This is a genomic window from Streptomyces sp. NPDC088254, from assembly GCF_044740925.1.
Taxonomy (GTDB): Bacteria; Actinomycetota; Actinomycetes; order Streptomycetales; family Streptomycetaceae; genus Streptomyces.
This window is the reverse complement of sequence record NZ_JBIURQ010000008.1, coordinates 280088-304973: the sequence shown is the minus strand read 5'-3', so window position 1 is coordinate 304973 and position 24886 is coordinate 280088. Positions and strand designations below refer to the sequence as shown.

Annotated in this window: 24 protein-coding genes; 20 read left to right on the top strand and 4 right to left on the bottom strand. The window is 71.8% G+C overall.

The window, feature by feature from the left end:
* The first annotated feature begins 2 nt into the window (after nucleotides 1-2).
* The 15 genes from pafA to ACIOC0_RS24205 all read left to right on the top strand — a co-directional run bounded on the left by pafA (nucleotide 3) and on the right by ACIOC0_RS24205 (nucleotide 15370).
* Nucleotides 3-1364, top strand: a complete 1362-nt coding sequence (pafA, locus tag ACIOC0_RS24275) for a Pup--protein ligase (protein WP_037670540.1) — start codon at nucleotides 3-5, stop codon at nucleotides 1362-1364.
* Nucleotides 1365-1530: 166 nt separating this feature from the next.
* On the top strand, nucleotides 1531-2538 hold the full coding sequence (locus tag ACIOC0_RS24270; RefSeq protein WP_402157462.1) for an FKBP-type peptidyl-prolyl cis-trans isomerase: 1008 nt from the start codon (nucleotides 1531-1533) through the stop codon (nucleotides 2536-2538).
* Between the two features lie 59 nt (nucleotides 2539-2597).
* Nucleotides 2598-2969, top strand: a complete 372-nt coding sequence (locus tag ACIOC0_RS24265; protein ID WP_015661657.1) for an FKBP-type peptidyl-prolyl cis-trans isomerase — start codon at nucleotides 2598-2600, stop codon at nucleotides 2967-2969.
* A 152-nt stretch (nucleotides 2970-3121) separates the two neighbouring features.
* A complete protein-coding gene (locus ACIOC0_RS24260) occupies nucleotides 3122-4075 on the top strand; it encodes a YafY family protein (RefSeq protein WP_130444237.1) in 954 nt (317 codons plus the stop codon).
* Between the two features lie 19 nt (nucleotides 4076-4094).
* Nucleotides 4095-5330: a helix-turn-helix transcriptional regulator gene (locus tag ACIOC0_RS24255; RefSeq protein WP_402157460.1), complete on the top strand. Its 1236-nt coding sequence runs from the start codon at nucleotides 4095-4097 to the stop codon at nucleotides 5328-5330.
* Between the two features lie 43 nt (nucleotides 5331-5373).
* A complete protein-coding gene (locus ACIOC0_RS24250) occupies nucleotides 5374-5604 on the top strand; it encodes a hypothetical protein (RefSeq protein ID WP_402157668.1) in 231 nt (76 codons plus the stop codon).
* Nucleotides 5605-5624: 20 nt separating this feature from the next.
* Entirely contained in the window at nucleotides 5625-5819 is a 195-nt protein-coding gene (locus tag ACIOC0_RS24245; protein WP_130444241.1) for a hypothetical protein, read from the top strand.
* Nucleotides 5820-6079: 260 nt separating this feature from the next.
* Complete coding sequence (tatA, locus tag ACIOC0_RS24240) at nucleotides 6080-6364, top strand: Sec-independent protein translocase subunit TatA (protein ID WP_352247816.1); 285 nt, start codon at nucleotides 6080-6082, stop codon at nucleotides 6362-6364.
* Nucleotides 6365-6411: 47 nt separating this feature from the next.
* A complete protein-coding gene (gene tatC, locus ACIOC0_RS24235) occupies nucleotides 6412-7356 on the top strand; it encodes a twin-arginine translocase subunit TatC (protein ID WP_130444245.1) in 945 nt (314 codons plus the stop codon).
* A gap of 113 nt (nucleotides 7357-7469) precedes the next feature.
* Nucleotides 7470-10319: a DEAD/DEAH box helicase gene (locus ACIOC0_RS24230; protein WP_402157459.1), complete on the top strand. Its 2850-nt coding sequence runs from the start codon at nucleotides 7470-7472 to the stop codon at nucleotides 10317-10319.
* A gap of 367 nt (nucleotides 10320-10686) precedes the next feature.
* Nucleotides 10687-12330, top strand: coding sequence for an ATP-binding protein (locus ACIOC0_RS24225; protein WP_402157458.1), 1644 nt, complete (start codon nucleotides 10687-10689; stop codon nucleotides 12328-12330).
* Complete coding sequence (locus ACIOC0_RS24220) at nucleotides 12327-12734, top strand: roadblock/LC7 domain-containing protein (protein WP_402157456.1); 408 nt, start codon at nucleotides 12327-12329, stop codon at nucleotides 12732-12734. The genes ACIOC0_RS24225 and ACIOC0_RS24220 overlap by 4 nt, the downstream gene beginning before the upstream one ends.
* Nucleotides 12731-13144 carry a DUF742 domain-containing protein gene (locus ACIOC0_RS24215; protein WP_402157455.1) on the top strand — a complete coding sequence of 138 codons (414 nt, stop codon included), beginning with the start codon at nucleotides 12731-12733 and terminating at the stop codon, nucleotides 13142-13144. Before ACIOC0_RS24220 ends, ACIOC0_RS24215 begins: the two co-directional genes overlap by 4 nt.
* Nucleotides 13125-13745 (top strand): ATP/GTP-binding protein, encoded by a 621-nt coding sequence (locus tag ACIOC0_RS24210; RefSeq protein WP_130444255.1) that lies wholly within the window; start codon nucleotides 13125-13127, stop codon nucleotides 13743-13745. Before ACIOC0_RS24215 ends, ACIOC0_RS24210 begins: the two co-directional genes overlap by 20 nt.
* A 77-nt stretch (nucleotides 13746-13822) precedes the next feature.
* Entirely contained in the window at nucleotides 13823-15370 is a 1548-nt protein-coding gene (locus ACIOC0_RS24205) for a cytochrome P450 (protein WP_402157453.1), read from the top strand.
* Here the strand turns inward: ACIOC0_RS24205 and ACIOC0_RS24200 are convergent.
* Entirely contained in the window at nucleotides 15364-16335 is a 972-nt protein-coding gene (locus ACIOC0_RS24200) for an RluA family pseudouridine synthase (RefSeq protein ID WP_402157452.1), read from the bottom strand. The two genes, ACIOC0_RS24205 and ACIOC0_RS24200, sit on opposite strands and share 7 nt — an antisense overlap.
* An 88-nt stretch (nucleotides 16336-16423) precedes the next feature.
* Between ACIOC0_RS24200 and ACIOC0_RS24195 the strand changes: the two genes are divergently transcribed.
* Nucleotides 16424-17005, top strand: a complete 582-nt coding sequence (locus ACIOC0_RS24195) for a GNAT family N-acetyltransferase (protein WP_402157451.1) — start codon at nucleotides 16424-16426, stop codon at nucleotides 17003-17005.
* A 9-nt stretch (nucleotides 17006-17014) separates the two neighbouring features.
* Here ACIOC0_RS24195 and ACIOC0_RS24190 read toward each other — a convergent pair whose 3' ends face one another.
* Together ACIOC0_RS24190 and ACIOC0_RS24185 are read right to left on the bottom strand one after the other, a co-directional pair.
* On the bottom strand, nucleotides 17015-17860 hold the full coding sequence (locus ACIOC0_RS24190; protein WP_402157449.1) for a siderophore-interacting protein: 846 nt from the start codon (nucleotides 17858-17860) through the stop codon (nucleotides 17015-17017).
* Between the two features lie 66 nt (nucleotides 17861-17926).
* A complete protein-coding gene (locus tag ACIOC0_RS24185; protein WP_402157667.1) occupies nucleotides 17927-18832 on the bottom strand; it encodes a 5'-3' exonuclease H3TH domain-containing protein in 906 nt (301 codons plus the stop codon).
* A gap of 312 nt (nucleotides 18833-19144) precedes the next feature.
* Here ACIOC0_RS24185 and ACIOC0_RS24180 point away from each other — a divergent pair, with 312 nt between their 5' ends.
* The 4 genes from ACIOC0_RS24180 to ACIOC0_RS24165 all read left to right on the top strand — a co-directional run bounded on the left by ACIOC0_RS24180 (nucleotide 19145) and on the right by ACIOC0_RS24165 (nucleotide 23782).
* Nucleotides 19145-20227, top strand: a complete 1083-nt coding sequence (locus tag ACIOC0_RS24180; protein ID WP_402157448.1) for a glycine betaine/L-proline ABC transporter ATP-binding protein — start codon at nucleotides 19145-19147, stop codon at nucleotides 20225-20227.
* Nucleotides 20220-22031 carry an ABC transporter permease/substrate binding protein gene (locus ACIOC0_RS24175; RefSeq protein ID WP_402157447.1) on the top strand — a complete coding sequence of 604 codons (1812 nt, stop codon included), beginning with the start codon at nucleotides 20220-20222 and terminating at the stop codon, nucleotides 22029-22031. The genes ACIOC0_RS24180 and ACIOC0_RS24175 overlap by 8 nt, the downstream gene beginning before the upstream one ends.
* 465 nt (nucleotides 22032-22496) lie before the next feature.
* Nucleotides 22497-23063 carry a helix-turn-helix domain-containing protein gene (locus ACIOC0_RS24170; RefSeq protein WP_402157446.1) on the top strand — a complete coding sequence of 189 codons (567 nt, stop codon included), beginning with the start codon at nucleotides 22497-22499 and terminating at the stop codon, nucleotides 23061-23063.
* Nucleotides 23063-23782, top strand: coding sequence for a helical backbone metal receptor (locus ACIOC0_RS24165; RefSeq protein WP_402157445.1), 720 nt, complete (start codon nucleotides 23063-23065; stop codon nucleotides 23780-23782). The genes ACIOC0_RS24170 and ACIOC0_RS24165 overlap by 1 nt, the downstream gene beginning before the upstream one ends.
* On the opposite strand, the gene ACIOC0_RS24160 is transcribed toward ACIOC0_RS24165, so the two are convergent.
* Nucleotides 23694-24818, bottom strand: a complete 1125-nt coding sequence (locus ACIOC0_RS24160) for a TDT family transporter (RefSeq protein ID WP_402157443.1) — start codon at nucleotides 24816-24818, stop codon at nucleotides 23694-23696. The two genes, ACIOC0_RS24165 and ACIOC0_RS24160, sit on opposite strands and share 89 nt — an antisense overlap.
* Nucleotides 24819-24886: the final 68 nt, after the last annotated feature.

The following is a 24886-nucleotide window of genomic DNA, read 5'->3' as shown; positions in this document are numbered from 1 at the left end:
TCATGGACCGCCGCATTTTCGGGCTGGAGAACGAGTACGGCGTCACGTGCACGTTCAGGGGACAGCGCCGCCTGTCGCCTGACGAGGTGGCGCGGTACCTCTTCCGCCGTGTCGTGTCATGGGGCCGTAGCAGCAATGTCTTTCTGCGGAACGGCGCCCGCCTCTATCTTGACGTGGGATCGCATCCGGAATACGCGACGCCGGAATGTGACAACGTGACCGAGTTGGTCACTCACGACAAGGCCGGCGAGCGCATTCTCGAAGGACTCCTGGTGGACGCGGAACGACGCCTGCACGAGGAAGGAATCGCGGGCGACGTCTACCTCTTCAAGAACAACACGGACTCGGCGGGCAACTCTTATGGTTGCCACGAGAACTATCTGGTGGCGCGGCACGGGGAGTTCTCCCGGCTGGCGGACATCCTGATTCCGTTCCTGGTGACCCGGCAGCTGCTGTGCGGCGCGGGCAAGGTGCTGCAGACGCCCCGCGGAGCGGTGTACTGCGTGAGCCAGCGCGCCGAGCACATCTGGGAGGGCGTGTCGTCGGCGACGACGCGTTCCCGGCCGATCATCAACACCCGCGATGAGCCGCACGCGGACGCCGAGCGCTATCGGCGACTGCATGTGATCGTGGGCGACTCGAACATGTCCGAGACGACCATGCTTCTGAAGGTCGGCGCGACCGATCTGGTGCTGCGCATGATCGAGGCGGGCACGGTGATGCGTGATCTGACGCTGGAGAACCCGATCCGGGCGATCCGCGAGGTCAGTCACGACATCACGGGCCGGCGCAAGGTACGGCTGGCGAGCGGCCGTGAGGCCTCCGCGCTGGAGGTGCAGCGGGAGTACTACGAGAAGGCGGTGGACTTCTGCGAGCGCCGCGGCATCCGCACGGGCACCGTGGAGCAGGTGCTGGAGCTGTGGGGCCGCACGCTGGACTCGATCGAGTCGGAGGATCTGGACCGCATCGGCACCGAGATCGACTGGGTGATGAAGTACAAGCTCATCGAGCGGTACCGGGCCAAGCACAACATGACGATGTCGCATCCGCGGGTGGCGCAGATAGACCTCGCCTACCACGACATCCACCGTCGTCGTGGGTTGTACTACCTGCTGGAGAAGAAGGGTCAGGCGACCCGGATCTGCAACGACTTGAAGATCTTCGAGGGCAAGTCGGTGCCGCCGCAGACGACTCGGGCGCGGTTGCGCGGTGACTTCATCCGGCGGGCGCAGGAGCAGCGCCGTGACTTCACGGTCGACTGGGTGCATCTGAAGCTCAACGACCAGGCGCAGCGGACGGTGTTGTGCAAGGACCCGTTCCGTTCGGTGGACGACCGGGTGGAGAAGTTGATCGCGGGAATGTGAGCGGGTGCGCTGCGCCCCCGTGGCCTGGGGCGGAGCGTCTGTAGGGCGTCGTGCGCGGTGCGTACGGCGCCCTTGCCGTGTCGCGTGAGCCTCGGATCGGCGGGCGGGTGTCAGTAAGGTAGCGCGCACGCCATCAGCAAGATCGACCGATTACGAGGCCCTCACCGTGCGCCGACGCTCACTCATTCTCGCCGCCGTTCCCGCAGGACTGGTCTCGCTCGCCGGATGCGGCGACGACAAGTCCGACTCGTCGAGCGCGGCGGACGGCAGCGCGTCGCCTTCCGCCTCGGCGCCTTCGGCGGCGCCCTCGCCGAAGATCGTCGAAGGGCCGTTGCCGGCCATCACGGCGGGCGTGAAGTTCGGTGAGAAGCCGACGGTCGCCAAGGGCTCCGGTGAGCCGTCCGACCAGCTCGCGGTCAGGACGGTCATCGCGGGCGGCGGCCGCGCGGTCGCGGAGAACGACTGGGTCCAGGCGAACTACCTGGGGCAGATCTGGTCCACCGCGAAGGTGTTCGACAACTCCTACGACCGTAAGACGCCGCTGCTGATCCAGCTGGCGCAGGGCAGCATCATCGACGGCTGGCGGTACGCGCTGTCGGGGAAGAAGACGGGCAGCCGCGTGGAGTTCTCCGTCCCGCCGACCTGGGGTTACGGCACGGAGGGCAATGCGCAGGCCGGCATCAAGGGCACCGACACGCTGGTGTTCGTGGTGGATCTGGAGGCCACGTTCAACGCCAAGAGCTCCGCCGAGGGCAAGGAGGTCCCGCAGACGGACGCGGCGCTGCCCGTCGTCGGCACGAACACCGACGGCAAGGCGCCCTCGGTGAAGATCCCGAAGGCCGGCCCGCCGAAGGGGCTCGTGTCGAACTACGTCATCGAGGGCGACGGTGAGGTCGTCAAGGCGGAGAACACCCTGTTGGTCCAGTACCAGGGCGTGTTGTGGGAGACGGGCAAGACGTTCGACTCGACGTACGGGCGGGGCGAGCTGACGTCGTTCCCGCTGCAGAACGTGGTCAAGGGCTGGTCGCAGGGGCTGACCGGGAAAAAGGTGGGCAGCCGGGTCGTCATCGTGATCCCGCCGTCGTTGGGTTACGGCGACAACCCGCCGGCGGGCAGCGGCATCAAGAAGGACTCCACGATGGTGTTCACGGTGGACATCCTCGCGAAGATGTGACGCCGTCGTGATGTAAGACTGGAGCGTTGCCTTTCCGCGAAACAGCAGGAGCGTTAGACGTGAGCATCGACAAGCCCGAGATCGACTTCCCGGGCGGCGAGCCCCCGGCGGACCTCGAGATCAAGGACATCTGGGAGGGCGACGGCGAGGTGGCGCAGGCCGGCCAGACCGTCACCGTGCACTACGTCGGTGTCGCCTTCAGCACCGGTGAGGAGTTCGACGCCAGCTGGAACCGCGGTACGCCGTTTCGGTTCCCGCTCGGCGGCGGCCGTGTCATCAAGGGCTGGGACCAGGGCGTGCAGGGCATGAAGGTCGGCGGCCGTCGTCAGCTGACCATCCCGGCCCACCTCGCCTACGGCAACCAGAGCCCGACCCCGGCGATCCAGCCCGGCGAGACGCTGATCTTCGTGGTGGACCTGCTCGGGGTCTGAGCCGCGCACGACGTCCCGTCGATCACTGCGTGACCGATCGTGATCATCTGGAGCCCATGCCTGTCCGGGCATGGGCTCTCGGCTTTTGCCGGGGCACCGCGGAGCGGTACGGTCATCCGTCAGAAGCACCATAAGGAAGGCGAAGGGCGTCGATGGCCATTGCCAAGGCCGAGCGGCTGATGAACCTGGCGCTGTGCCTGCTGGGGACGCGGCGTCCGCTCAGCAAGCGAGAGCTGCGTGAGTCCGTCGAGGCCTACCTGGAAGCGGGAAGCGACGACTCCTTCAACCGGATGTTCGAGCGCGACAAGGACGACCTGCGGGAGCTGGGCCTCGTCATCGAGACGGTGGAGAGCCTGGACGGGGAGGTCGGCTACCTCGCCCGCCGGGACAGCAACAGCCTCCCGCCGATCACCCTGGACGCCGAGGAGGCCGCCGCGCTGGGCCTGGCCGCCAAGGTGTGGCAGCAGGCCCGGCTCGCCGGCGCCGCCAGCGGCGCCCTGCAGAAGCTGCGCGCCGCCGGACTTCCCGAGGACGTCGACCCCTACGAGGCGCACGGCGCGCTGGAGCCGCGCATCCCCGTGCACGAGGCCGCGTTCGAGCCGCTGATGCTGGCCTGCCGCGACCGCCGCCCGGTCGTCTTCGACTACCGCAAGGCCACCGCCGCCCGCCCCGAGCCCCGGCACGTCGAGCCGTGGGCGCTGGAGTGCTGGCGCGGCCACTGGTACCTGGCGGGCTTCGACCGCGACCGGGGCGCCGAGCGGGTCTTCCGGCTGTCGCGGATCACCGGCAAGGTCCGCTCCCGCGGCGGCCGCTTCACCGCCCCCGTCCCCGACGTCGTCACCGTCCGCGAGACCGTCGCGAGCTGGGCGGGGGAGAGCGCCGACCGCAGCGCGCGGATCCGGCTGCGCAAGGGCGCCGGGTACCCCTTGCGGGCGAAGGCCACGGCGGTCCGGGAACTCGGGGACGGCTGGGACGAGTTGGAGATTCCGTACGGGCACGGGCTGGACGCGTGGCTGGTGGAGTTCGGGCCGGACGTGGTGGTCCTGGAGCCCGCGGAGCTGCGGGCCGACGTGGTGGACCGGCTGCGTGCCGTGGCCATGGGCTGAGGGGGAGCGGAAGAGAACTGTGGCAGGCAAACCGGTCAGGCCCGTGAACGCCATCGACCAGACCCGGCGGATGCTCTCGCTGGTGACGTATCTGCGCGAGCGTCCCGGCGCGCGCATCGAGGACGTCGCGCGCGCCTTCGGCATCACCGAGGACGAACTGGTCTGCGACCTCGATGTGCTGCCCATGTGCGGCACCAGTTTCAGGGGCGGTGACCTCCTGGACATCGACACCGACGGCGAGCGCATCTGGTGGCACAACCCCGCCGCGCTCGGCGCGGAGGCCGCCGAGCCGCTCCGGCTGGCCGCCGACGAGGCGACCGCGCTGCTGGTGGCCGCGCGGGCCGTGGCGACGCTGCCCGGCCTGCGCGAGGGCGACCGCCAGGCGCTGCTGCGGGCCACGGCGAAGGTGGAGACCGCGGCCGGCGAGGCGGCCGGCGCCAGCTCCCGGCTGTCGGTGACGTTCGAGTCCGAGGGCGGCGTCTTCGCCGACGTCGACCGGGCGATCTCCGAGCGGCGCCGGCTGTGGATCCGGTACTACTCGCCCGCCCGCGACGAGCTCACCGAGCGGGAGATCGACCCGATCCGCCTGGTCAGCGTCGGCCATACGTACGTGGAGGCGTGGTGCCGCCGCTCGGAGGCGCGCCGCACCTTCCGGCTGGACCGGGTGGCCGAGATCCGCATCCTCGACGAGCCGTCCGCGCCGCCCGAGATCGAACTGCGGGACCTGTCGGAGGCGCTGGTGCAGCCGGCCGCCGAGGACCCGGAGGTCGTCGTCGAGACCGGCCCCGGCGGCCGGTGGGTCGCCGAGTACTACCCCCACGACAGCGCCGAGGAACTTCCCGACGGCGGCCTGCGCATCACGCTGCGCACGCCGGACCCGGCGTCGCTGCGCCGCCTGGCCCTCCGCCTCGGCCGCGACGGCCGGATCGTCTCCCCCGAGGCCCTCGCCGACAGCGCCCGCCACGCCGCCCGCGAGGCCCTCGCCGCGTACGAGGGGACCGAGGCGCAGGACTCACCCCGGACGTCCGCCGGGACGGCCCGCCGCCCGTCGCCCGGCGACGGCGTGACCGCCACCGCGCGGACCCCCGAGCAGACCGACGCTCCGGCCGGTGAACCGGCGGGCGGACCGGGCGCCGGTCCGGCCGGAGAGGCGGTCCTCGGGGTGGCGGCCGTCGTCGGCCCGGGTGGCGCCGGGGCCGGCGGAGCACGGGGAGCGGGCCTCGCGACCGGCGGCGGGGGGCGGGGTCTTGAGTGAGCCCGGGGGCCGAGGGGTCTCCGTGGCCGCGGCCTTCGCGGGGATGCGCAGCGCCGACCCCGTGATGTTCCGGGCCGGCTGCCCCGATTGCCGGGGCCGCTTCGAGCTCGCGGCGGGTGCGCTGCGCCTGGTGCTCGGGGCGTCCAGCCGCACCACGTTCTACTCCTTCACCTGCCCCGACTGCGGCGCGGCCGTGCGCAAGCCCGCGGGGGAGCGGATCGTCGAGCTGCTCACGGGCGGCGGCGTACGGACCCTGCGGCTCCACACGGCGTAGGACGGTCTAGGCTCAGCGGCATGTTCTGGCCGATGTTCGCGGTAGCCGTGGGGTTCCTGGGTCTGGTCGTACTGGCGGTGTTCGCGGTGCGGGTTTTCCTGGAAGCGCAGTGTCTGGGACGGCAGGTGGAGGACTCCGCCCGCCGTATCAGCAGGGCGGCGGAGGAGCTCGAGCGGGCGTCGCTGAGCGCGGCCCGCGCCGCGGACTCCCTGTGAGCGGGGCGACCGTCCCTGTGAGTCCCGCCCGGGACGCGTTTTGGGCCGGTTCGGCCTCCCGGCGCGGCGGTTGAGGCAGGTACGCTGCTGGTCGTGGTCCCGAAAACGAGGCCAGGACCGCGACCGGGAGTACGCACGGGGATTGCCTCACGTTTACCCCCGAGCGTTACGATCGCTGACGACCCGATCGTTCGGACACATGTCCGATCGGTCGGACACAGCACCCCCACCCAGCCGCCTCGGTGAGAAGGTAAAGACTTATGTTCGGAAGGCTCGGCGCCCCCGAGATCATTCTCATCCTCGTCGTCATCATCCTGCTGTTCGGCGCGAAGAAGCTTCCGGACATGGCCCGCTCGCTCGGCAAGTCCGCGCGCATCCTCAAGAGCGAGGCCAAGGCGATGAAGGAGGACGGCAGCAGCACGGCGACTCCGGCGGGCCCGCCCAACCCCGGCGACCAGGCTTCGCAGCGCACCATCCAGGCCGCCCCCGGCGACGTGACCAGCTCGCGTCCGGTCAACGAGCCGACGGACACCACCAAGCGCTGACGCCGGGCCGGACGCCACCGGCTCGCCGCACGAGATGAGGACGTGGGTTGCTCAAGTCTGCCCGCAAGCAGCAGAAGGACCCCGAGGGGCGGATGCCTCTCGTGGAGCACCTTCGTGAGCTGCGCAACCGGCTCGGGAAGTCGGTCCTGGCGATCGTGATCGCGGCCGTCGTGGCCGCCGTCTACTACCAGGACATCATCGACTTCCTCACCGAGCCCATCCAGAGATCGGTGGGCTGCTCGACGCCGTTCTCCGAGCTGGCCAAACAGGGCGACGGAGTCTGCGGCAACATCACGATGTCGGGCCTCATGGGCCCGTTCACGCTGATGATCAAGGTGTCGCTGACTGCCGGCGTGGTCATCGCCAGCCCGGTGTGGCTCTACCAGCTCTGGGCGTTCGTCGCGCCCGGCCTGCACAAGCACGAGCGGAAGTACGCCTACGGCTTCGTCGCCAGCGGCGTCCCCCTGTTCCTCGCGGGCGCCTGGTTCTCTTACCACGTGCTGCCCGCGGCGGCGACCGTGCTGCTGGAGTTCACGCCGTCGTCGGCGGTCAACCTTCTGCCGCTGGACGAACTGCTCGACCTCGTGACCCGCATGGTGATCGTCTTCGGGCTCTCCTTCGAGCTGCCCCTGCTGCTGGTCATGCTCAACATGACGGGGATGATCGGCGGCCGCCGGATGCTGGGCTGGTGGCGGGGCATGATCATGGGCGTCACCGTCTTCGCCGCCTTCGCCACGCCGACGGTCGACCCGGTCTCGATGCTGTCGCTCGCCGCGCCGATCATCGCGCTGTACTTCCTCGCCACCGGCTTCGCCCTGCTCAACGACCGGCGCAGGCGACTGCGGGAAGCCGAGGGCCCCGCCGACGACGAGGCGTCCGAGCTGGACCTCACCCCCGAGGACATCGGCGAGATCGAACAGGTGCCGGCCGCCCGCGCGCTCCCCGAGCAGACCTCCCGGGAACGGGTCAACGGCTACGACGACGTCACCTGACGCACCACCGACGCAGTGAAGGGCCGGACGGATTCCGTCCGGCCCTTCGCCGTGCCCGCGCACCCTCACCTGACCTGCACGGATCATATGTTTGTCGAGGACGGATCCGGATAATGATCGTCCTGTTGTCAGTGACGCCGGGTACGCTCGAAAGCACGATGACAGAGGACCTCTCACCGGCCGAGCGGTACGCGGCTGCGCGCAAACGCGCGGTCGAGCAGGCCACCGCGCTCGCGTCCTTCCGCGAGATGTACGACTTCGGTCTCGACCCCTTCCAGGTCGAGGCGTGCCAGGCGCTCGAGGCGGGCAAGGGCGTCCTGGTGGCCGCCCCCACCGGCTCGGGCAAGACGATCGTCGGCGAGTTCGCCGTCCACCTCGCCCTCCAGCAGGGCAAGAAGTGCTTCTACACGACACCCATCAAGGCGCTGTCGAACCAGAAGTACTCCGACCTGTGCCGACGCTACGGCGCCGACAAGGTCGGCCTGCTCACCGGCGACAACAGCGTCAACTCCGACGCCCCCGTGGTCGTGATGACCACCGAGGTGCTGCGGAACATGCTGTACGCCGGCTCGCAGACCCTCCTCGGGCTCGGATACGTGGTGATGGACGAGGTGCACTACCTCTCCGACCGCTTCCGGGGCGCGGTGTGGGAGGAAGTGATCATCCACCTGCCCGAGTCGGTCACCCTGGTCTCGCTCTCCGCGACCGTGTCCAACGCCGAGGAGTTCGGCGACTGGCTGGACACCGTCCGCGGCGACACCGAGGTGATCGTCTCCGAGCACCGGCCCGTGCCGCTGTTCCAGCACGTGCTGGCCGGGCGGCGCATGTACGACCTGTTCGAGGAGGGCGAGGGCCACAAGAAGGCCGTCAACCCCGACCTCACGCGCCTGGCCCGCATGGAGGCGAGCAGGCCCTCCTACCAGGACCGCCGGCGCGGCCGGATGCGCGAGGCCGACCGGGAGCGCGACCGCCGGCAGCGCTCGCGGGTGTGGACGCCGGGCCGGCCCGAGGTGATCGAACGGCTCGACGCCGAGGGGCTGCTGCCCGCCATCACGTTCATCTTCAGCCGCGCCGCCTGCGAGGCCGCCGTCCAGCAGTGCCTGTACGCCGGGCTGCGCCTCAACGACGACGAGGCCAGGGCCCGGGTGCGGGCCCTCGTCGAGGAGCGCACCGCCGCCATCCCCCGCGAGGACCTGCACGTCCTCGGCTACTACGAGTGGCTGGAGGGACTGGAGCGCGGCATAGCGGCCCACCACGCGGGCATGCTGCCGACGTTCAAGGAGGTCGTCGAGGAGCTGTTCGTGCGAGGCCTCGTGAAGGCCGTCTTCGCGACCGAGACGCTCGCCCTGGGCATCAACATGCCCGCCCGCTCGGTGGTGCTGGAGAAGCTCGTCAAGTGGAACGGCGAACAGCACGCCGACATCACCCCCGGCGAGTACACCCAGCTCACCGGCCGCGCGGGCCGGCGCGGCATCGACGTCGAGGGACACGCCGTCGTGCTGTGGCAGCGCGGCTCCAGCCCCGACCACCTCGCCGGACTCGCCGGCACCCGCACCTACCCGCTGCGCTCCAGCTTCAAGCCGTCGTACAACATGGCGGTCAACCTGGTCGAGCAGTTCGGGCGGCACCGCTCGCGGGAGCTGCTGGAGACGTCGTTCGCACAGTTCCAGGCGGACCGGTCGGTCGTCGGCATCTCCCGGCAGGTCCAGCGCAACGAGGAGGGCCTGGAGGGCTACAAGGCCTCCATGACCTGCCACCTCGGCGACTTCGACGAGTACGCGCGCCTGCGCCGTGAACTCAAGGACCGCGAGACCGAGTTGGCCAAGCAGGGCGCCGCCCGGCGGCGCGCCGAAGCGGCGGTGGCGTTGGAGAAGCTCAAGCCGGGCGACGTCATCCACGTGCCCACGGGGAAGTACGCGGGCCTGGCCCTGGTGCTGGACCCCGGACTGCCCGCCGGCCGGTCCAACGGCCACCGCGGCTTCGACCACCACGACGGGCCGCGCCCGTTGGTCCTCACCGCCGAACGGCAGGTCAAGCGGCTGGCGTCGATGGACTTCCCGGTGCCGGTCGAGGCGCTGGACCGGATGCGGATCCCCAAGACGTTCAACCCCCGTTCGCCGCAGTCCCGCCGGGACCTCGCCTCCGCGCTGCGCAGCAAGGCCGGGCACATCACACCGGAGCGCGCCCGCAAGAAGCGCTCCCAGGCCGCCGACGACCGCGAGATCGCCCGGCTGCGCACCGCGCTGCGCGCCCACCCCTGCCACGGCTGCTCCGACCGGGAGGACCACGCCCGCTGGGCCGAGCGCTACCACCGACTGCTGCGCGACACCTCGCAGTTGGAGCGCCGTATCGAGGGGCGGACCAACACCATCGCCCGCACCTTCGACCGGATCGTAGCGCTGCTGACCGAGCTGGACTATCTGCGCGGCGACGAGGTCACCGAGCACGGCAAGCGGCTCGCCCGGCTCTACGGCGAACTGGACCTGCTGGCCAGCGAATGCCTGCGCGCCGGGGTCTGGGAGGGGCTCGCCCCCGAGGAACTCGCCGCCTGCGTCTCGGCGTTGGTGTACGAGGCGCGGGTCGGCGACGACGCGATGGCGCCCAAGCTGCCCTCCGGCAAGGCGAAGGCCGCGCTCGGCGAGACGGTGCGGATCTGGGGCCGGCTGGACGCCCTGGAGGAGGAGTTCCGCATCTCCCAGACCGAGGGCGTCGGCCAGCGCGAGCCCGACCTCGGCTTCGCCTGGGCCGCGTACATGTGGGCCTCGGGGAAGGGGCTCGACGAGGTGCTCCGGGAGGCGGAGATGCCGGCGGGCGACTTCGTGCGGTGGTGCAAGCAGGTGATCGACGTGCTGGGCCAGATCGCGGCGGCTTCTCCTGCGGAGGGCTCCACGGTGGCCCGGACCGCCCGTAAGGCCGTTGATCAGTTGCTGCGGGGGGTTGTGGCCTACTCGTCCGTGGGGTGATGGTGCGGCGCGGGTGCGGGGAGGTGTGGCTGGTCGCGCCCGCGCGGCGGGCCGCACATCGGGCCCGCCCCGCGCCCCTTGCTTGAGTTGTCGTGACGTTCGGTGTTCTGTGCCCCTGCCTCACCCCTCGCGGTGAGGCTTTTCGTCTGCCTGACCTCGGTCACTGCTTGTGTTCGAATGGGTGCCGAGGGTTTAAATCGCCGACGTTACTCCAGGTGCCGTTGCGGTTTCAGGTGGTTGCCGAATGTGACGCGGCGTTGATCCGGTCGGACTAGGCTCGCCCGCGGCGCACCGAGTTGAGGGGTGATCGTGCGCTTGTTCCCGAATGTTCCGAAGACTCCGACATGTCCCTACCGAGGGTGCCTCTATGGTGAGTGTTCAGTCCCCACCCGGCCGCCGTGAACCGGCGTACGCCCGAACGCTGTTGCTGCCGGTGATACTCATGGCCGCGGCGACCGGGGCCGCCGTCGCCCTGGTCGCGGCCCCGGCGCGGCTCGCCGTCGGCGTGTGCGGAGCCGTCGCCACCCTCCTGGTGACCGCCGCAGTCGCCGAATGCGCCCGCCGTGGCAGGCGCATTCGGCGACTGCGCGTCGAACAGGACCAGCGCGTCGACCGGTTGGAGCGGCGGATCTACGCCCAGGACGAGCTGAACCTGCGGATGGCGCGGGAGTTCCTGCCCCGGACGGTGAAGTGGATGCGCAGCGGGCATTCCCCCGTCGAGGTGGTCCGCCATCTCCAGGACACCGAGCCGTCCGCCCGCGACCTCAACGAGGCGCAGAAGGCCCTGCTGCTGGGGGCATTGGAAGCCGTCGACCACGAGCAGTCGCTGCGCGAGTCCAACCAGCGCTCGTTCGTCAGCATCGCCCGGCGCGTCCAGGCCATCGTCCACCAGCAGGCCGACGAACTGCGGGAGATGGAGGAGGACCACGGGCGCAACCCCGAGGTCTTCGACGACCTGCTGCGCATCGACCACGGCAACGCGATGATCGGCCGTCTCGCCGACTCCATCGGCGTGCTCGGCGGCGGCCGGCCCGGCCGCAGCTGGCCCCGGCCGGTGCCGCTGTACAGCGTGCTGCGCGGCGGTATGTCCCGGATCCTGGAGTACCGGCGCATCCAGCTGAACTCCATCGCCAAGGTCAACATCCGGGGCCTCTCCGTCGAACCGCTGATCCACGCGCTCGCCGAGCTGCTCGACAACGCCACCCGCTACTCGCCCCCGCAGAGCAAGGTGAACGTCAACGCCGTCGAGGTGCAGACCGGCATCGCCATCGAGATCGAGGACGCCGGCGTCAGCCTCAGCGAGGAGTCCCGCGCCCGGGTCGAGGAGATGCTGGAGAAGGCCAAGGAGGGCGTCGACATCCAGGAGCTGGGCGGGAACCCGCGCCTGGGCATCGCGGTCGTCGGTCGGCTGTGCACCTCCTTCAACCTGGACGTGGCGCTGCGCAAGTCGGCGTACGGCGGCGTCCGCGCGGTGCTCATGGTGCCGAGCGAGATGATGACCACCGACCCTGCCCCCGGTTTCGCGCACGGCATCGGCGCCACCGCCGTACCCGAGATGACCTTGTACGACGCCGTCGAGGGCCCCAAGCGCGCGCCGAAGAAACGCCGTCCCACCAGCCCCCGCGTTCCCGCCGGAGTCTCGCTGACCGACGACGAGGTCCCCGAGATCACCGAGTGGACGGAGAAGGGGCTGCCGCAGCGCCGCAGCAAGGTGAAGATCCCGCTCACCCAGCGCTACGCCGAGGCGGCCGAGTCCGAGCGCCTGGAGCGGGAGGGCACCCCGGACGTCTGGACGCAGGCGGCCCGCGCCGAGGAGGAGGCGGCGGCCAGACGGAAGTCCGAGCGGAAACGGTCCGAACCCGGAGTGGCGTTCGAGGCCTTCTGGGAGGGCCTGAAGAAGGACAACCCGGGCGTCCACCCGACGGACTTCACCCGCAATCCGACCGCCTACCTGCACCTGATCGAGGACAAGGCCGAGAACCGGGCCGACGACGAGGGGGACCCCACGTGATCCAGCAGCGCGCCAACTTCGACTGGATGCTCAAGGAGCTCTACAGCGGCGTCCCGGGCATCCACATGATCGTGGTGCTCTCGTCCGACGGTCTGCGCCTGGCCCGCTACGCCGGTGACCCCGACGCGGCCGACCGGGTCGCCGCCGCCTGCGCCGGCCTGCAGAGCCTGGCGGGCGCCGTCTCCCAGGAGATCCCCTCCACCGACGGCGACATGAACCTCGTCGTGATCGAGATGGAAGGCGGCTACTTCTATCTGATGGCCGCCGGCGCCAACGCCTATCTCGCCGTCCTCGCCGACGTGCGCTGCGAGCCCGGCCGGATGAGCGGCATGATGCGCGACCTCGTGGTCCGCATCGGCGCCCATCTCACCAGTCCGCCCCGGCGTGACGGGCACAGCGTATGACGCCTGCGCGACGCCACCGGCGGCCACCGCTGCCGCACGAACCGCCCGCCGGGGAGCCGGAAGAGGCGGAGGGCGACGGCGAGGCGGACAAGCACGTCGAGCGGCTGTACACCATCTCGGCCGGCGACGGCGAACGCGCGCCCCTCGACCTGGTCACGCTGATCGTGACGCGGGCCGAACCGCCCTCCTCCGCGACCCCGGAGCAGATTGCGGTGCTCCGGATGTGCCGGGCCCCGCTCGCGGTGGCCGAGGTGTCGGCCTACCTCGGTCTGCCGTTCAGCGTGGTGACGGTGCTCCTCACCGAGATGCTGGCCGCCGACCTGGTGCACGCGCGCGACCCGATCGTCCGGCAGCAGCTACCCGACCGTTCCCTCCTCGAAGCGGTGATGCATGGACTTCAACGGCTCTGACGCGATCCCCGGCCCGCGCGCCGAGGACTGTCTGCCGGACACCATCCAGGCGGCGGCCAAGATCGTCATCGTGGGCGGCTTCGGCGTCGGCAAGACGACCATGGTCGGCTCGGTCAGCGAGATCAGGCCGCTGACCACCGAGGAGACCATGACCCAGGCCGGCATCGGCGTCGACGACGACTACGGCTCGGACTCCAAGACGGCCACCACCGTGGCGATGGACTTCGGCCGTATCCGCATCACCGACCAGGTCGTGCTCTACCTCTTCGGCACCCCGGGCCAGGAGCGCTTCTGGTTCCTGTGGGACGGCCTGTTCGAGGGCGCGCTCGGCGCGGTCGTCCTGCTCGACACCCGTCGCCTGGAGGTCAGTTACGAGGTCATGGGGCGGCTGGAGGAGCGCTGCGTGCCCTTCGTCGTCGCCGTGAACAACTTCCCCGACGGCCCCCGTCACCCCGTGGAGGACCTGCGTGTCGCGCTCGACCTGCCGCCGTACGTGCCGATCGTGGAGTGCGACGTGCGGCGTCGGGCCTCCAGCCGTGACGTGCTGACGACGCTGGTGGGTTTCCTGCAGTCGCTGCAGCTGAGCGGCAGTCTCCGCTGAGCCGCGCGGCGCCCTGCCGCGGCCATCCGACCCGACCCCGACCCCGACTCGATTCCCCCTTTTCCGGAGCGATCCCAGTGACGCCTGAGAACCCCTCCACGGCAGGCCCTCCCGACCTGGCCCCGGACGCCGGACCCGGTCCGGCCCTCGACGCGCCCCCCGGCTGCCCCGCGCACGGGCGCGGCCCGGGAGGGCTGAAGCGGCTGTACGGACCCGGCGCCCAGGACCTGAAGGAGCTCTACGAGGAGCTCCGCGAGAAGCACGGCCCGGTGGCGCCCGCCCTGCTCCACGACGACGTGCCGGTGTGGGTGGTCCTCGGCCACGCCGAGAACCTGCACATGGTGCGCACCCCCTCGCAGTTCAGCCGGGACAGCCGTACCTGGACGCCCCTGCTCGACGGCATGGTCAAGCCCGACCACCCGCTGATGCCGCACATCGCGTGGCAGCCGATCTGCGCCCACGCCGAGGGCGACGAGCACAAGCGGCTGCGCGGCGCGGTCACCTCGGCGCTGAAGGCCATCGACGACCGCAGTCTGCGCCGGTACATCAACCGCTCCTCCCAGCGGCTGGTCAACGACTTCTGCGAGAAGGGGCGGGCCGAGCTGATCGGCCAGTTCGTCGAGCACCTTCCCATGGCCGTGATGTGCCACGTCCTCGGCATGCCCGACGAGTACAGCGACCGGATGGTCAACGCCGCTCGTGACGCGCTCAAGGGCTCCGAGACGGCGATCGCCAGCCACGCCTACGTCATGGAGGCGCTCACGCGGCTCACCGCCCTGCGGCGGGCCCGGCCGGAGGAGGACTTCGCCGGCCATCTCGTCAAGCATCCGGCGGGGCTGAGCGACGACGAGGTGAGGGAGCATCTGCGGCTGGTGCTGTTCGCCGCCTACGAGGCCACGGTCAACCTGCTGGCCAACGCGCTGCGCATGGTCCTCACCGACCCGCGGTTCCTCGCCCGGCTCAGCGGCGGGCAGATGACGGTGCCGGAGGCGGTCGAGCAATCCCTCTGGGACGAACCGCCGTTCAGTACGGTGTTCGCCTACTTCGCCAAGCAGGACACGGAGTTGGGCGGACAGCGCATCAGCAGGGGCGACGGCCTTCTCTTCGCGCCGGCGCCGGGCAACGTCGATCCCCGGGTGCGGCCCGACCTGTCCGCGAGCATGCAGGGCAACCGCTCGCACCTCGCCTTCGGCGGCGGCCCGCACGAATGTCCAGGGCAGGACATCGGCCGTGCCATCGCCGAGGTCGGCGTCGACGCGCTGCTGGCACGCCTGCCGGACGTCCAACTCGACTGTGACGAGAGCGAGTTGCGCTGGACGACGTCGATCGCGTCACGGCATCTGGTGGGGCTGCCGGTCCACTTCGAGCCGAGGCCGCAGCAGGACGTGATCGTCCAGCCGACGCACGGCGAGGTGCCGCGGCCCCGCGACAGCCTGCCGATGATTCCGCCGGCCACGACAGGGGCCACCGCCCCGGCGGAGGCCGCCGAGACAGCCGGAGCCGCGGAAGGCGCGGCGACGCAGGGCGCGACCGCGGCTGCTGCACCCGCCCAGGACCCCGCCCCGCCTGCCCGGACAGCCCCTAACGCCTGGCGCCGGTTCCTGGCCTGGTGGCGCGGCTACTGACCGCGCTCGCCTCCCGTCCAGTCGTCGTACGACGACCAGGCGGCCAGCGTCCGCCGGCTCCGCAGCCGGTGCTCCACCCCCGTGAGCGGGTCGGTGAACTCCAGCTCGCGGGCGAGCAGTTGCAGCGGGCGGCGGAAGTCGCCGGCCGGGACGGGGTCGGTCACCTCGGGGTAGAGCGGGTCGCCGAGGAGGGGGACGCCCAACGAGGTCATGTGGACGCGCAGTTGATGGGTCTGCCCGGTCAGGGGCGTCAGCCGGTAGCGGGCGAGGCCGTCGCCGGGCCGGTGCTCGATCAGCTCGACGAGGCTCTCGGCGTTGGGCTCGCCCGGCACCTCGCGGGCGGTCAGCGTGCCGCGTTCCTTGACGATCCGGCTGCGCACGGTGACGGGCAGGGTGAGCGACGGGTCGTAGGGGGCGACGGCCTCGTACACCTTGCGGACGCGCCGGTCGCGGAACAGGCTCTGGTAGGCGCCGCGTTCGTCGGGGCGGACGGTGAACAGCACCAGTCCGGCGGTGAGCCGGTCCAGGCGGTGGGCGGCGCCGAGCGCGGGGACGCCCAGCTCGCGGCGCAGCCGCGCCAGCGCCGTCTCGGTGACATGGCTGCCGCGCGGGGTGGTGGCCAGGAAGTGCGGCTTGTCGGCGACGACGAGGTGGGCGTCGCGGTGCACGATCTCCACGGGGAAGGGCACCGGTGTCTCCACGGGCGTCTCCCGGTGGAACCACACGAACATCCCCGGCGCGTACGCCGTGTCCGCGGGCACCGCCCGCCCGTCGGCGCCGACGATCAGGCCCGCGGAGAACATCTGGTCGACGAAGCCCGCCCGGGCCGGGCCGAACCGTTCGCTCAGGTGCTCGCGCACGGTGGCCCAGCGTCCGCCGTCCCCGCCCGGCAGCCGCACCCGCACCGGATCGACGCCGTCACGCTGCGGCAGGGGCGAGGGCGGGGGAGGGGTGCGGCGTCTCATCGGGATCAAGGGTACGGCGGTGCGCGGCGGGCGGGGCGGCGGGAAATCCCGTTGGAGGGGGCGGGGCCCTGTCGGCAGGATGCGGATCATGCCGTATCTCACCCGTCCCGTCCTGCCCGCCGGAACGCTCGCCCGCATCCCGCAGCCCGTGCTCCCCACCGGCGACGGTCTGGTCCTGCGCCCGTGGCGGGCCGAGGACGCGCCCGCCGTCCACGCCGCCTTCCAGGACCCGCTCATCCACCAGTGGCACGTGCGTGCCTGCGACGCGGTGGAGGAGGCCGCCGGCTGGATCGGGGAGTGGACACGCGCCTGGGGCGAGGAGCGCGACGCGCAGTGGGCCGTCGTGGACGCCGACAGCGACGTACTGCTCGGGCGGGTGGCGCTGCGGGACATCGTCCTGGCCGACGGTGTGGCCGAGACGGCCTACTGGACCACGGCCGACTCCCGGGGACGGGGCGTCGCGGCACGTGCCACGGTCGCGCTGTCCCGCTGGGCGCTCGACGACGTCGGCTTCAACCGCCTGGAACTCCTGCACGCCACGGCCAACACCGCGTCCTGCCGCGTAGCCGTCAAGTCGGGCTTCGCCCTGGAAGGCACCAAGCGCAGCGCCGTCCTGCATCCCGACGGCTGGCACGACATGCACCTCCACGCCCGGGTGAGAGGTGACTGAGCCGCCGGGTCACGCGGCCGGGGCCGTGGTCTCCTGTTCCGCTTCCACGCGCGCGTTCCACTCGCGTTTGGCGGCCTGCCAGCCGTCCTCGTTGTGGCCGAGACGCCAGTAGCCGGAGATGGAGAGGTCGTCGCGGGGCACGGCGTGGTCGACCCGCAGGAGCCGGCGCAGCTCCTTGACTGTGGCGGCCTCGCCGTGGACGAAGGCGTGCACGCGGCCCTCGGGCCAGCGCAGGGCGCGGACGGCTTCGAGGAGTTTCTCACCGAGGGGGCGGTCGCCGCGGTGCAGCCAGACGACCTCCACGTCGGAGTCGATCTTCTGCTCCTCCTCGGGTCCGGCCACCTCGATGAAGGCGTGGGCGACGGCACCGGCCGGGAGGGACTCCAGGGCGGCGGCGATCGCGGGCAGGGCGCTCTCGTCGCCGGCCAGCAGGTGCCAGTCGGCGGCCGGGTCGGGGGCGTAGGCGCCGCCGGGGCCCATGAAGCGGACGGTCTCGCCCGGCTGGACGCGCGCGGCCCACGGCCCGGCGAGGCCCTCGTCGCCGTGGAGCACGAAGTCCACCGTCAGCTCGCGGTGCTCGGCGTCCCAGTGGCGCACGGTGTACGTCCGGGTCACGGGCCACTGCTCGCGGGGGAACTCGGCGCGGACGCGCTCCAGGTCGAAGGGCTCCGGGTAGGTCACGCCCTCGGCGCCGAACAGCAGCTTCACGTAGTGGTCGGTGCAGCCGCCGAGCTCGAACTCCGCGAGGCCCGCGCCGCCGAGGACGACCCGCTGCATGTGCGGGGTGAGCCGTTCGGTCCGAACGACCTGCGCGGAGTGGGGCTTCCGCGGCCTGCGTGCCGGGCGTTCTGCCATGACGGCCTCCCTGCAAAATATGGTTAGGGTTACCTAAGTTAGCATCCCCGCCCGTGACGGCAACACTCACGAGCCCAGCGTCGTCAGCAGCCGCTGCAGCGAGCCGCCCAGCCCCCAGCGCCGCGCCAGCGCCTCCAGGGTCTCCGGCTCCCGCGGCGCGCGCGGCAGCGTGACGTCCACCTCCGGCAGCGCCACGTCCGCGGCGACCCGCACCACCTTCGGTGCGACCGCCACGTACGCGCGTGCCTCGTCGAGCCGCTTGCGCTGCGACGGTGTGAGCTTGGCCTTCGGGTCGTCGACCGCGGCCATGATCCCGGCCAGATCGCCGAACTCGGCCAGCAGCTTGGCCGCGGTCTTCTCGCCGATGCCGGGGACGCCCGGCAGGCCGTCGCTCGGGTCGCCGCGCAGCAGCGCGAGATCCGCGTACCCGCGGCCGTCGACCCCATACTTCTCGCGCAGCCACGCCTCGTCCGTCACCTGGAGCGTGCCGACGCCCTTCAGCGGGTACAGCACCCGCACCCCGCGCGCGTCGTCCACCAGCTGGTACAGGTCGCGGTCGCCGGTGACGATGTCCACCGGGCCCGTCGCCCGCGCGGTGAACGTGCCGATCACGTCGTCCGCCTCGTACCCCGTCACCCCCACGCGCGCGATGCCGAGCGCGTCGAGCACCGCCTCGATGACCGGGACCTGCGGGGAGAGCGTGTCGGGAACCTCTTCCTCGTCCGGGCCGGCCGCGTGCTCCTCGGCGACCCGGTGCGCCTTGTAGGAGGGGATGAGCCCGACCCGCCAGGCCGGCCGCCAGTCGGCGTCCATGCAGGCGACGAGCTCGTTCGGCCGGTGGTCCTTGACCAGGCGGTCGATGAAGTCCAGCAGTCCGCGCACGGCGTTCACCGGCGTGCCGTCGGGCGCCTTCACCGAGTCGGGGACGCCGAAGTAGGCGCGGAAGTAGAGCGAGGCGGTGTCGAGGAGCATCAGCTGTCCGGTCACGCACGCATCATGCCGCACGCGCGTGGCCCCGACGCGCCCGCGTTCACCCGCCCGGCACGGCCTGAAGGGGTCCGTGCGTCGTGCCCGTCCGGGTGTGAAGGGGTCGGTCTCAGCCGTGAAGGGCCTGTGAACTGGCCCACTGGCGCGTTTGCACCGCTTCGGCCAGGGCAGGCGCGGCCTCGGAGTGACGCCGGTTGCGTGTTCAACCGTTCGCGACCGCCAAGGGGCCCCGGCCCCGGCAGGGCCTGGCGGCCTTCGGCGCCACCTCCCCCCTGCCCCCTATGCGAGAAGGTATGTGTGTCCTCCAGGCTTGAGGCCGAGCACCTGTACAAGGTGTTCGGCAGACGACAGGACGAGGCGGTCGAACGGCTCCGCGGCGGAGCCGACCGTGAGGAGCTGCGCGGCGACGGCGCCACGGCCGCCGTCATCGACGCCTCCTTCGCCGTCGACCCCGGCCAGATCTTCGTCGTCATGGGCCTGTCCGGCTCCGGCAAGTCCACGCTGCTGCGCATGCTGAACGGACTGCTGGAGCCCACCTCGGGACGCGTCCTGTTCGACGGCCAGGACCTCACCGCGCTCGGCGACCGCGAGCTGCGCGAGGTCCGCGCCCACAAGATCAGCATGGTGTTCCAGCACTTCGCGCTCTTCCCGCACCGCAGCGTCCTGGACAACGCCGCCTACGGCCTCGCGGTCCAGGGCGTCCCGCGCGCAGAGCGCGAGGAACGCGCCGCCGAGGCGCTGCGGCTGTGCGGCCTGGCCGGCTGGGAGAACTCCTGGCCGGACGAGCTGTCCGGCGGCATGCAGCAGCGCGTGGGCCTCGCCCGCGCTCTCGCCACCGACGCCGACCTGCTCCTCATGGACGAGTCCTTCAGCGCGCTGGACCCGCTGATCCGGCGTGACATGCAGGACCAGCTGCTCACGCTCCAGCAGACGCTGAAGAAGACGATCGTCTTCATCACCCACGACCTCAACGAGGCCATGCGCCTCGGCGACCGCATCGCCGTCATGCGCGACGGCCGCATCGTGCAGACCGGCACCGCCGAGGACATCCTGGTGCGGCCCGCCGACGACTACGTCGCCTCCTTCATCCAGGACGTCGACCGCTCCCGCGTGCTGACCGCCGCCGCCGTCATGGACGCCGACGTCCGCGGCGACGAGGCCGACTGCGGCTGCGCCACCGCCACCGTCGACACGCCGTTCACCGAGCTGTGCGCGCTCAGCGCCCGCGTCCCCCACCCCGTCGCCGTGCTCGACGCGGAGCGCGCCCTCGTCGGCGTGGTCCCGCGCAGGCGTCTCGTCGCCTTCATCGGCGACGAACGGGACACCGAGGCCCGCTGCGACAGCGCGCCCACCGCCGGCAAGGAGGCCGCCCATGCCTAGGCTCCACCTCGGCGACTGGGTCGACTCCGGCGTCGACTGGCTCGTCGCCCACATGTCCTGGCTCTTCGACGCGGTCAAGACCGTCGTCGAAGGCATGTACGACGGTCTCGACGCCGTGCTCACCGCCCCGCAGCCGCTGCTGCTCGCGGGCATCCTCGCCGTGCTCGCCTGGTGGCTGCGCGGCTCGGCCGCGGGCGTCCTCGGCTTCGCCGGGTTCGCGCTCATCGACTCCCTCGACCTGTGGGAGGAGGCGATGTCCACCCTGTCCCTGGTGCTCGTCGCCACCGTGATCGCCCTCGTCGTCTCGGTGCCGCTGGGCATCTGGGCCGCCCGCTCCAGGACGGTCAGCGCCACCTTGCGGCCCGTGCTGGACCTGCTCCAGACCATGCCGTCCATGGTGCTGCTGATCCCGGCGATCCTCTTCTTCGGCATGGGCGTCCCCGCCGGCGTCGTCGCCACCCTGATCTTCGCGCTCGCCCCCGGCGTGCGCATGACCGAACTCGGCATCCGCCAGGTCGACGCCGAGCTCGTCGAGGCCGCCGAGGCCTTCGGCACGACGCCCCGCGACACCCTGCTGCGGGTGCAGCTGCCGCTCGCCCTGCCGACGATCATGGCGGGCGTCAACCAGGTGATCATGCTCGGTCTGTCCATGGTCGTCATCGCCGGCATGGTCGGCACCGGCGGCCTCGGCGGCGCCGTCAACGAGGCCATCGGCCAGCTCGACATCGGCCTCGGCTTCGAGGCGGGCCTCGGCATCGTCGTCCTCGCCATCTACCTGGACCGCATGACCGGCGCCCTGGGCACGCGCATCTCCCCGCTCGGCCGGCGCGCCGCCGCCAAGGCCCGTACGACGGTGTGGACCTACCGCCCCCGCCCGGCCGTGGCCCTCGCCGGGGTGTCCGCGCTCGCGCTCGTCGCCGGCGGCATGGGCGTCCTCGGCCCGCAGGCCGGCACCGCCGAGGCCTCCGCCGCCGACGTCGGCAAGGGCAAGGAGATCACCATCGGCTACATCCCGTGGGACGAGGGCATCGCCTCCACGTTCCTGTGGAAGGAGCTGCTGGAGGAGCGCGGCTTCGACGTCAAGACCACCCAGTACGCCGCCGGCCCCCTCTACACGGGCCTGGCCACCGGCCAGATCGACTTCCAGACCGACTCCTGGCTGCCCACCACCCACGCCGAGTACTGGAAGAAGTACGGCAAGCAGCTCGACGACCTCGGGCAGTGGTACGGCCCCACCTCCCTGGAGCTGACCGTCCCGTCCTACATGAAGGACGTGAACTCGCTGGCCGACCTCAAGGGCAAGTCCGAGCGGTTCGGCGGCAAGATCACCGGCATCGAGCCCAGCGCCGGGATGATGGGCATGCTCAAGGACAAGGTTCTGGGCGAGTACGGCCTCGACGACTACAAGGTCGTCGACGGATCCACCCCGGCGATGCTCGCCGAGCTCAAGCGCGCCTACGCCAAGAAGGCCCCGATCGTCGTCACCCTCTGGTCGCCGCACTGGGCCTACAGCGAGTACGGCCTGAAGAAGCTGAAGGACCCGCGCGGCGCCTGGGGCAAGGGCGACGGCGTGCACACCCTCTCCCGCAAGGGCTTCGCCGCCGACAACCCCGAGGTCGGCAAGTGGCTGGAGAACTTCTCGATGACCGAGAAGCAGCTCACCGGCCTGGAGGCGGAGATCCAGAACGCGGGCAAGGGCAAGGAGCAGGACGCCGTCCGCGGCTGGCTGAAGAAGAACCCGGGCCTGCTCGACAAGTTCGCGCCCGTGGCCGGCGCGGGCGCCGAGAGCCGGGCGGCGGGGTGACCTGACAGTCCCGCGGCCGCCCGACGAGGGGCGGGCACCGACGCACGCGACGAGGCGTGCGACGGGGCCCGCCCCTCTTCGTCTGTCCCTTCACTCACGGCAAGGATCCGGCCAACCACGCAGCGCCAGGCCCACACCCCGGCTCACCGTCCCGCCCGGCCCCGCCGACGGCCGTCCCACCAGCCCGGTCGGAGCCGGCGCGTACCGGGAACACCCGGCGGCCGGCGCGCATTGAACCGGTGAGGACGAAAACGGCGGAAACGGCACCCCGCCGGCAGCCCGCCCGCGATGATCGACTGGCGTGATCCGAGGGGTGGGGCCGGGCGGTGTGCGGCTCCGATGCGGCAGCCCCGTGAAACGGTTTGCCGAACATGCGTAGGGTGCAGAGAACTCATCGGAAGAGGTGCGTCCGAACCGGGACACACGGGGTAGTCGGAGCGACGGGCGAAGGAGGGAGCCGGGGCCATGGGCGACCACAAGGAACAGCCCCTGCGGGTGGGCGCGGCCGTCCGGCGACGACGCCGGTCCCTGGACCTCACCCTCGCCGTCGTGGCCGCGCGCAGCGGCCTGTCCGTCCCGTTCCTCAGCCAGATCGAGAACGACCGGGCGCGGCCCAGCACCAGCTCCCTGGAGAAGGTCGCCGACGCCCTGCGCACCACGGCCGTCGAACTCCTCGCCGCCGCCGATCCGGCCTGCAGCGTCGACGTCGTCCGCGCCGAGCTGACCGACCCCGGCCCCGAGCCGCACAGCCGTTCCCTGGTGCGCGGCCACCACCAGATGCACGCCAGCGAGTACACCGGCGGCCATGAGGCCGGCCGCGAGTTCCAGTACCGCAACGACCAGTTGGTGTATGTCGCGGACGGGGCCGTGGAGATCGAGGCGGAGGGCCGCGCCTACCGTCTCGGCCGGGGCGACACCCTGTACCTCACCGGCGGGGTCCGCCACCGCTGGCGGGCGACCGTCGCCGACACCCGGGTGGTCGTCGTCGCGGTCGCCGAGCACATCGAGGCGGTCCGGAACCGGAAGCGGTAGTGCGGGTCGTCTCCCTGGTGCCCTCCCTCACGGAGGCGGTCGCCGTCTCCCTGCCCGGCGTCCTGGCCGGCGCCACCGACTGGTGCACGCACCCGGCGGACCTCGACGTCCCCCGGCTGGGCGGCACCAAGAACCCCCGCGTCGACGAGATCGTCGCCCTCGCGCCCGACCTGGTCGTCGCCAACGAGGAGGAGAACCGCGGACCCGACCTCGCCGCACTGCGCTCCGCCGGTGTGGAGGTGCTGGTCACCGAGGTGCGGGACGTGCCGCAGGCCTTCCGCGAACTGGACCGGGTGCTCCACGCGTGCGGGGCGCGCGCCCGTCCGCGCTGGCTGGACGAGGCCGAGGCGGCGTGGGCCGCCGTCGAGCCCGGCGCGCCCCGCAGGAGTGCCGTGGTGCCGGTCTGGCGCCGCCCGTGGATGGTCCTGGGCCGGGACACCTTCGCCGGGGACGTCCTGGCCCGCCTGGGCGTCGACCACCTCTACGCCTCCCACGCCGACCGCTACCCGAAGGTCTCCCTGGAGGAGCTGCGGGCGGCCGCCCCCGACCTGGTCGTCCTGCCCGACGAGCCCTACCGCTTCACCCCGGGCGACGGCCCGGAGGCCTTCCCCGGCCTGCCCTGCGCGCTCGTCAGCGGACGGCTCCTGACGTGGTACGGGCCGTCGCTCGCCGTCGCACCACGGGAGCTGGCCTCGGCGCTGCCGGCAGCCCGCCCCTGACCAGAGCGACGACCGTGCGCACGGCGACGAGGGCCCACACGCCGACCAGCGCGACGTACAGCCCCGCCGCCGCGGTGGCGAACCCCGCGAGCCCGGTGTGCCGGGCCAGCGCCGCCGCCCCCGTCACACAGGTGCCGACGGGGAAGGTGAACGCCCACCACGTCATCGCGAAACCCATTCCCTGCCCGCGGGCGCGTGCCGCGCGGACGGCGGCCAGGCACAGCCACAGCAGCGCGAGGCCCATCACGGGCACCCCGTACCCGACGGCGGCCGGCGCCGCCATGCGCGCGTGCGGCTCGGACACCACCCCGGGCGCGACGTCGGCGAACTGCCCCACGGCCGTGGTGGACTGGCCGAGCGGCCCGAGGACGAGGAACAGGGTCGGCGTGAGCGCGAGGGGCAGCGGTCCGCCGCTGACCAGCCGGCCGAGGACGACCGGCAGCAGGGCGAGCGTGGCCGGCAGGCTCAGCGCGAACAGCGCGCAGCACACGACGAGGAGCGCCGCACGGGGCGGCCCGGCCGGCAGGTGCGGCACGAGCGCCGGCCCCGACGCGGCCGGTACCAGCGGCGCCACCAGCGGAAGCAGCCACACCGGTGTCGCCTCGTGCCGCCGCACCCGGTGGCGTACGGCCATCAGGTACGGCACGGCGACGGCGACCGTGAGTGCGGCGAGCGTGCCGGCGGTGAACAGTGCGGCGTCGAGGGCGAGCGCCGCCGGGGTTCCGATCCAGTCCCGGCCGACCGCGAGGGCGCCGCTGCCGACGGCGACCAGCGCCATCGCCGGGCAACCGTAGAAGGGGGCGATGGCCGGGTCGTGAAGGTGCGCGCGGACCTGGTCGCGGTGGTGGCGCCGGTGCAGGGAGCGGGCGGCCAGGAGGGTGGCCAGCAGGGCGAGGGACAGTGCCCAGACGGCCGCGCAGAACGGGCGCAGGCCCGGGAGGGGGTGGGGGAGCGAGGCACCGGCGGTCGCGACGATCGCGGTGCCCATGACCGTGGCGTACCAGTTCGGGCCGAGGTGGCGGACGGAGGTGATCACCGGTGAACGGTCGCTCGTCCGGGCGTTCGCGACCAGGGAGGACGGACCTATGAGCACATAAACTGGGC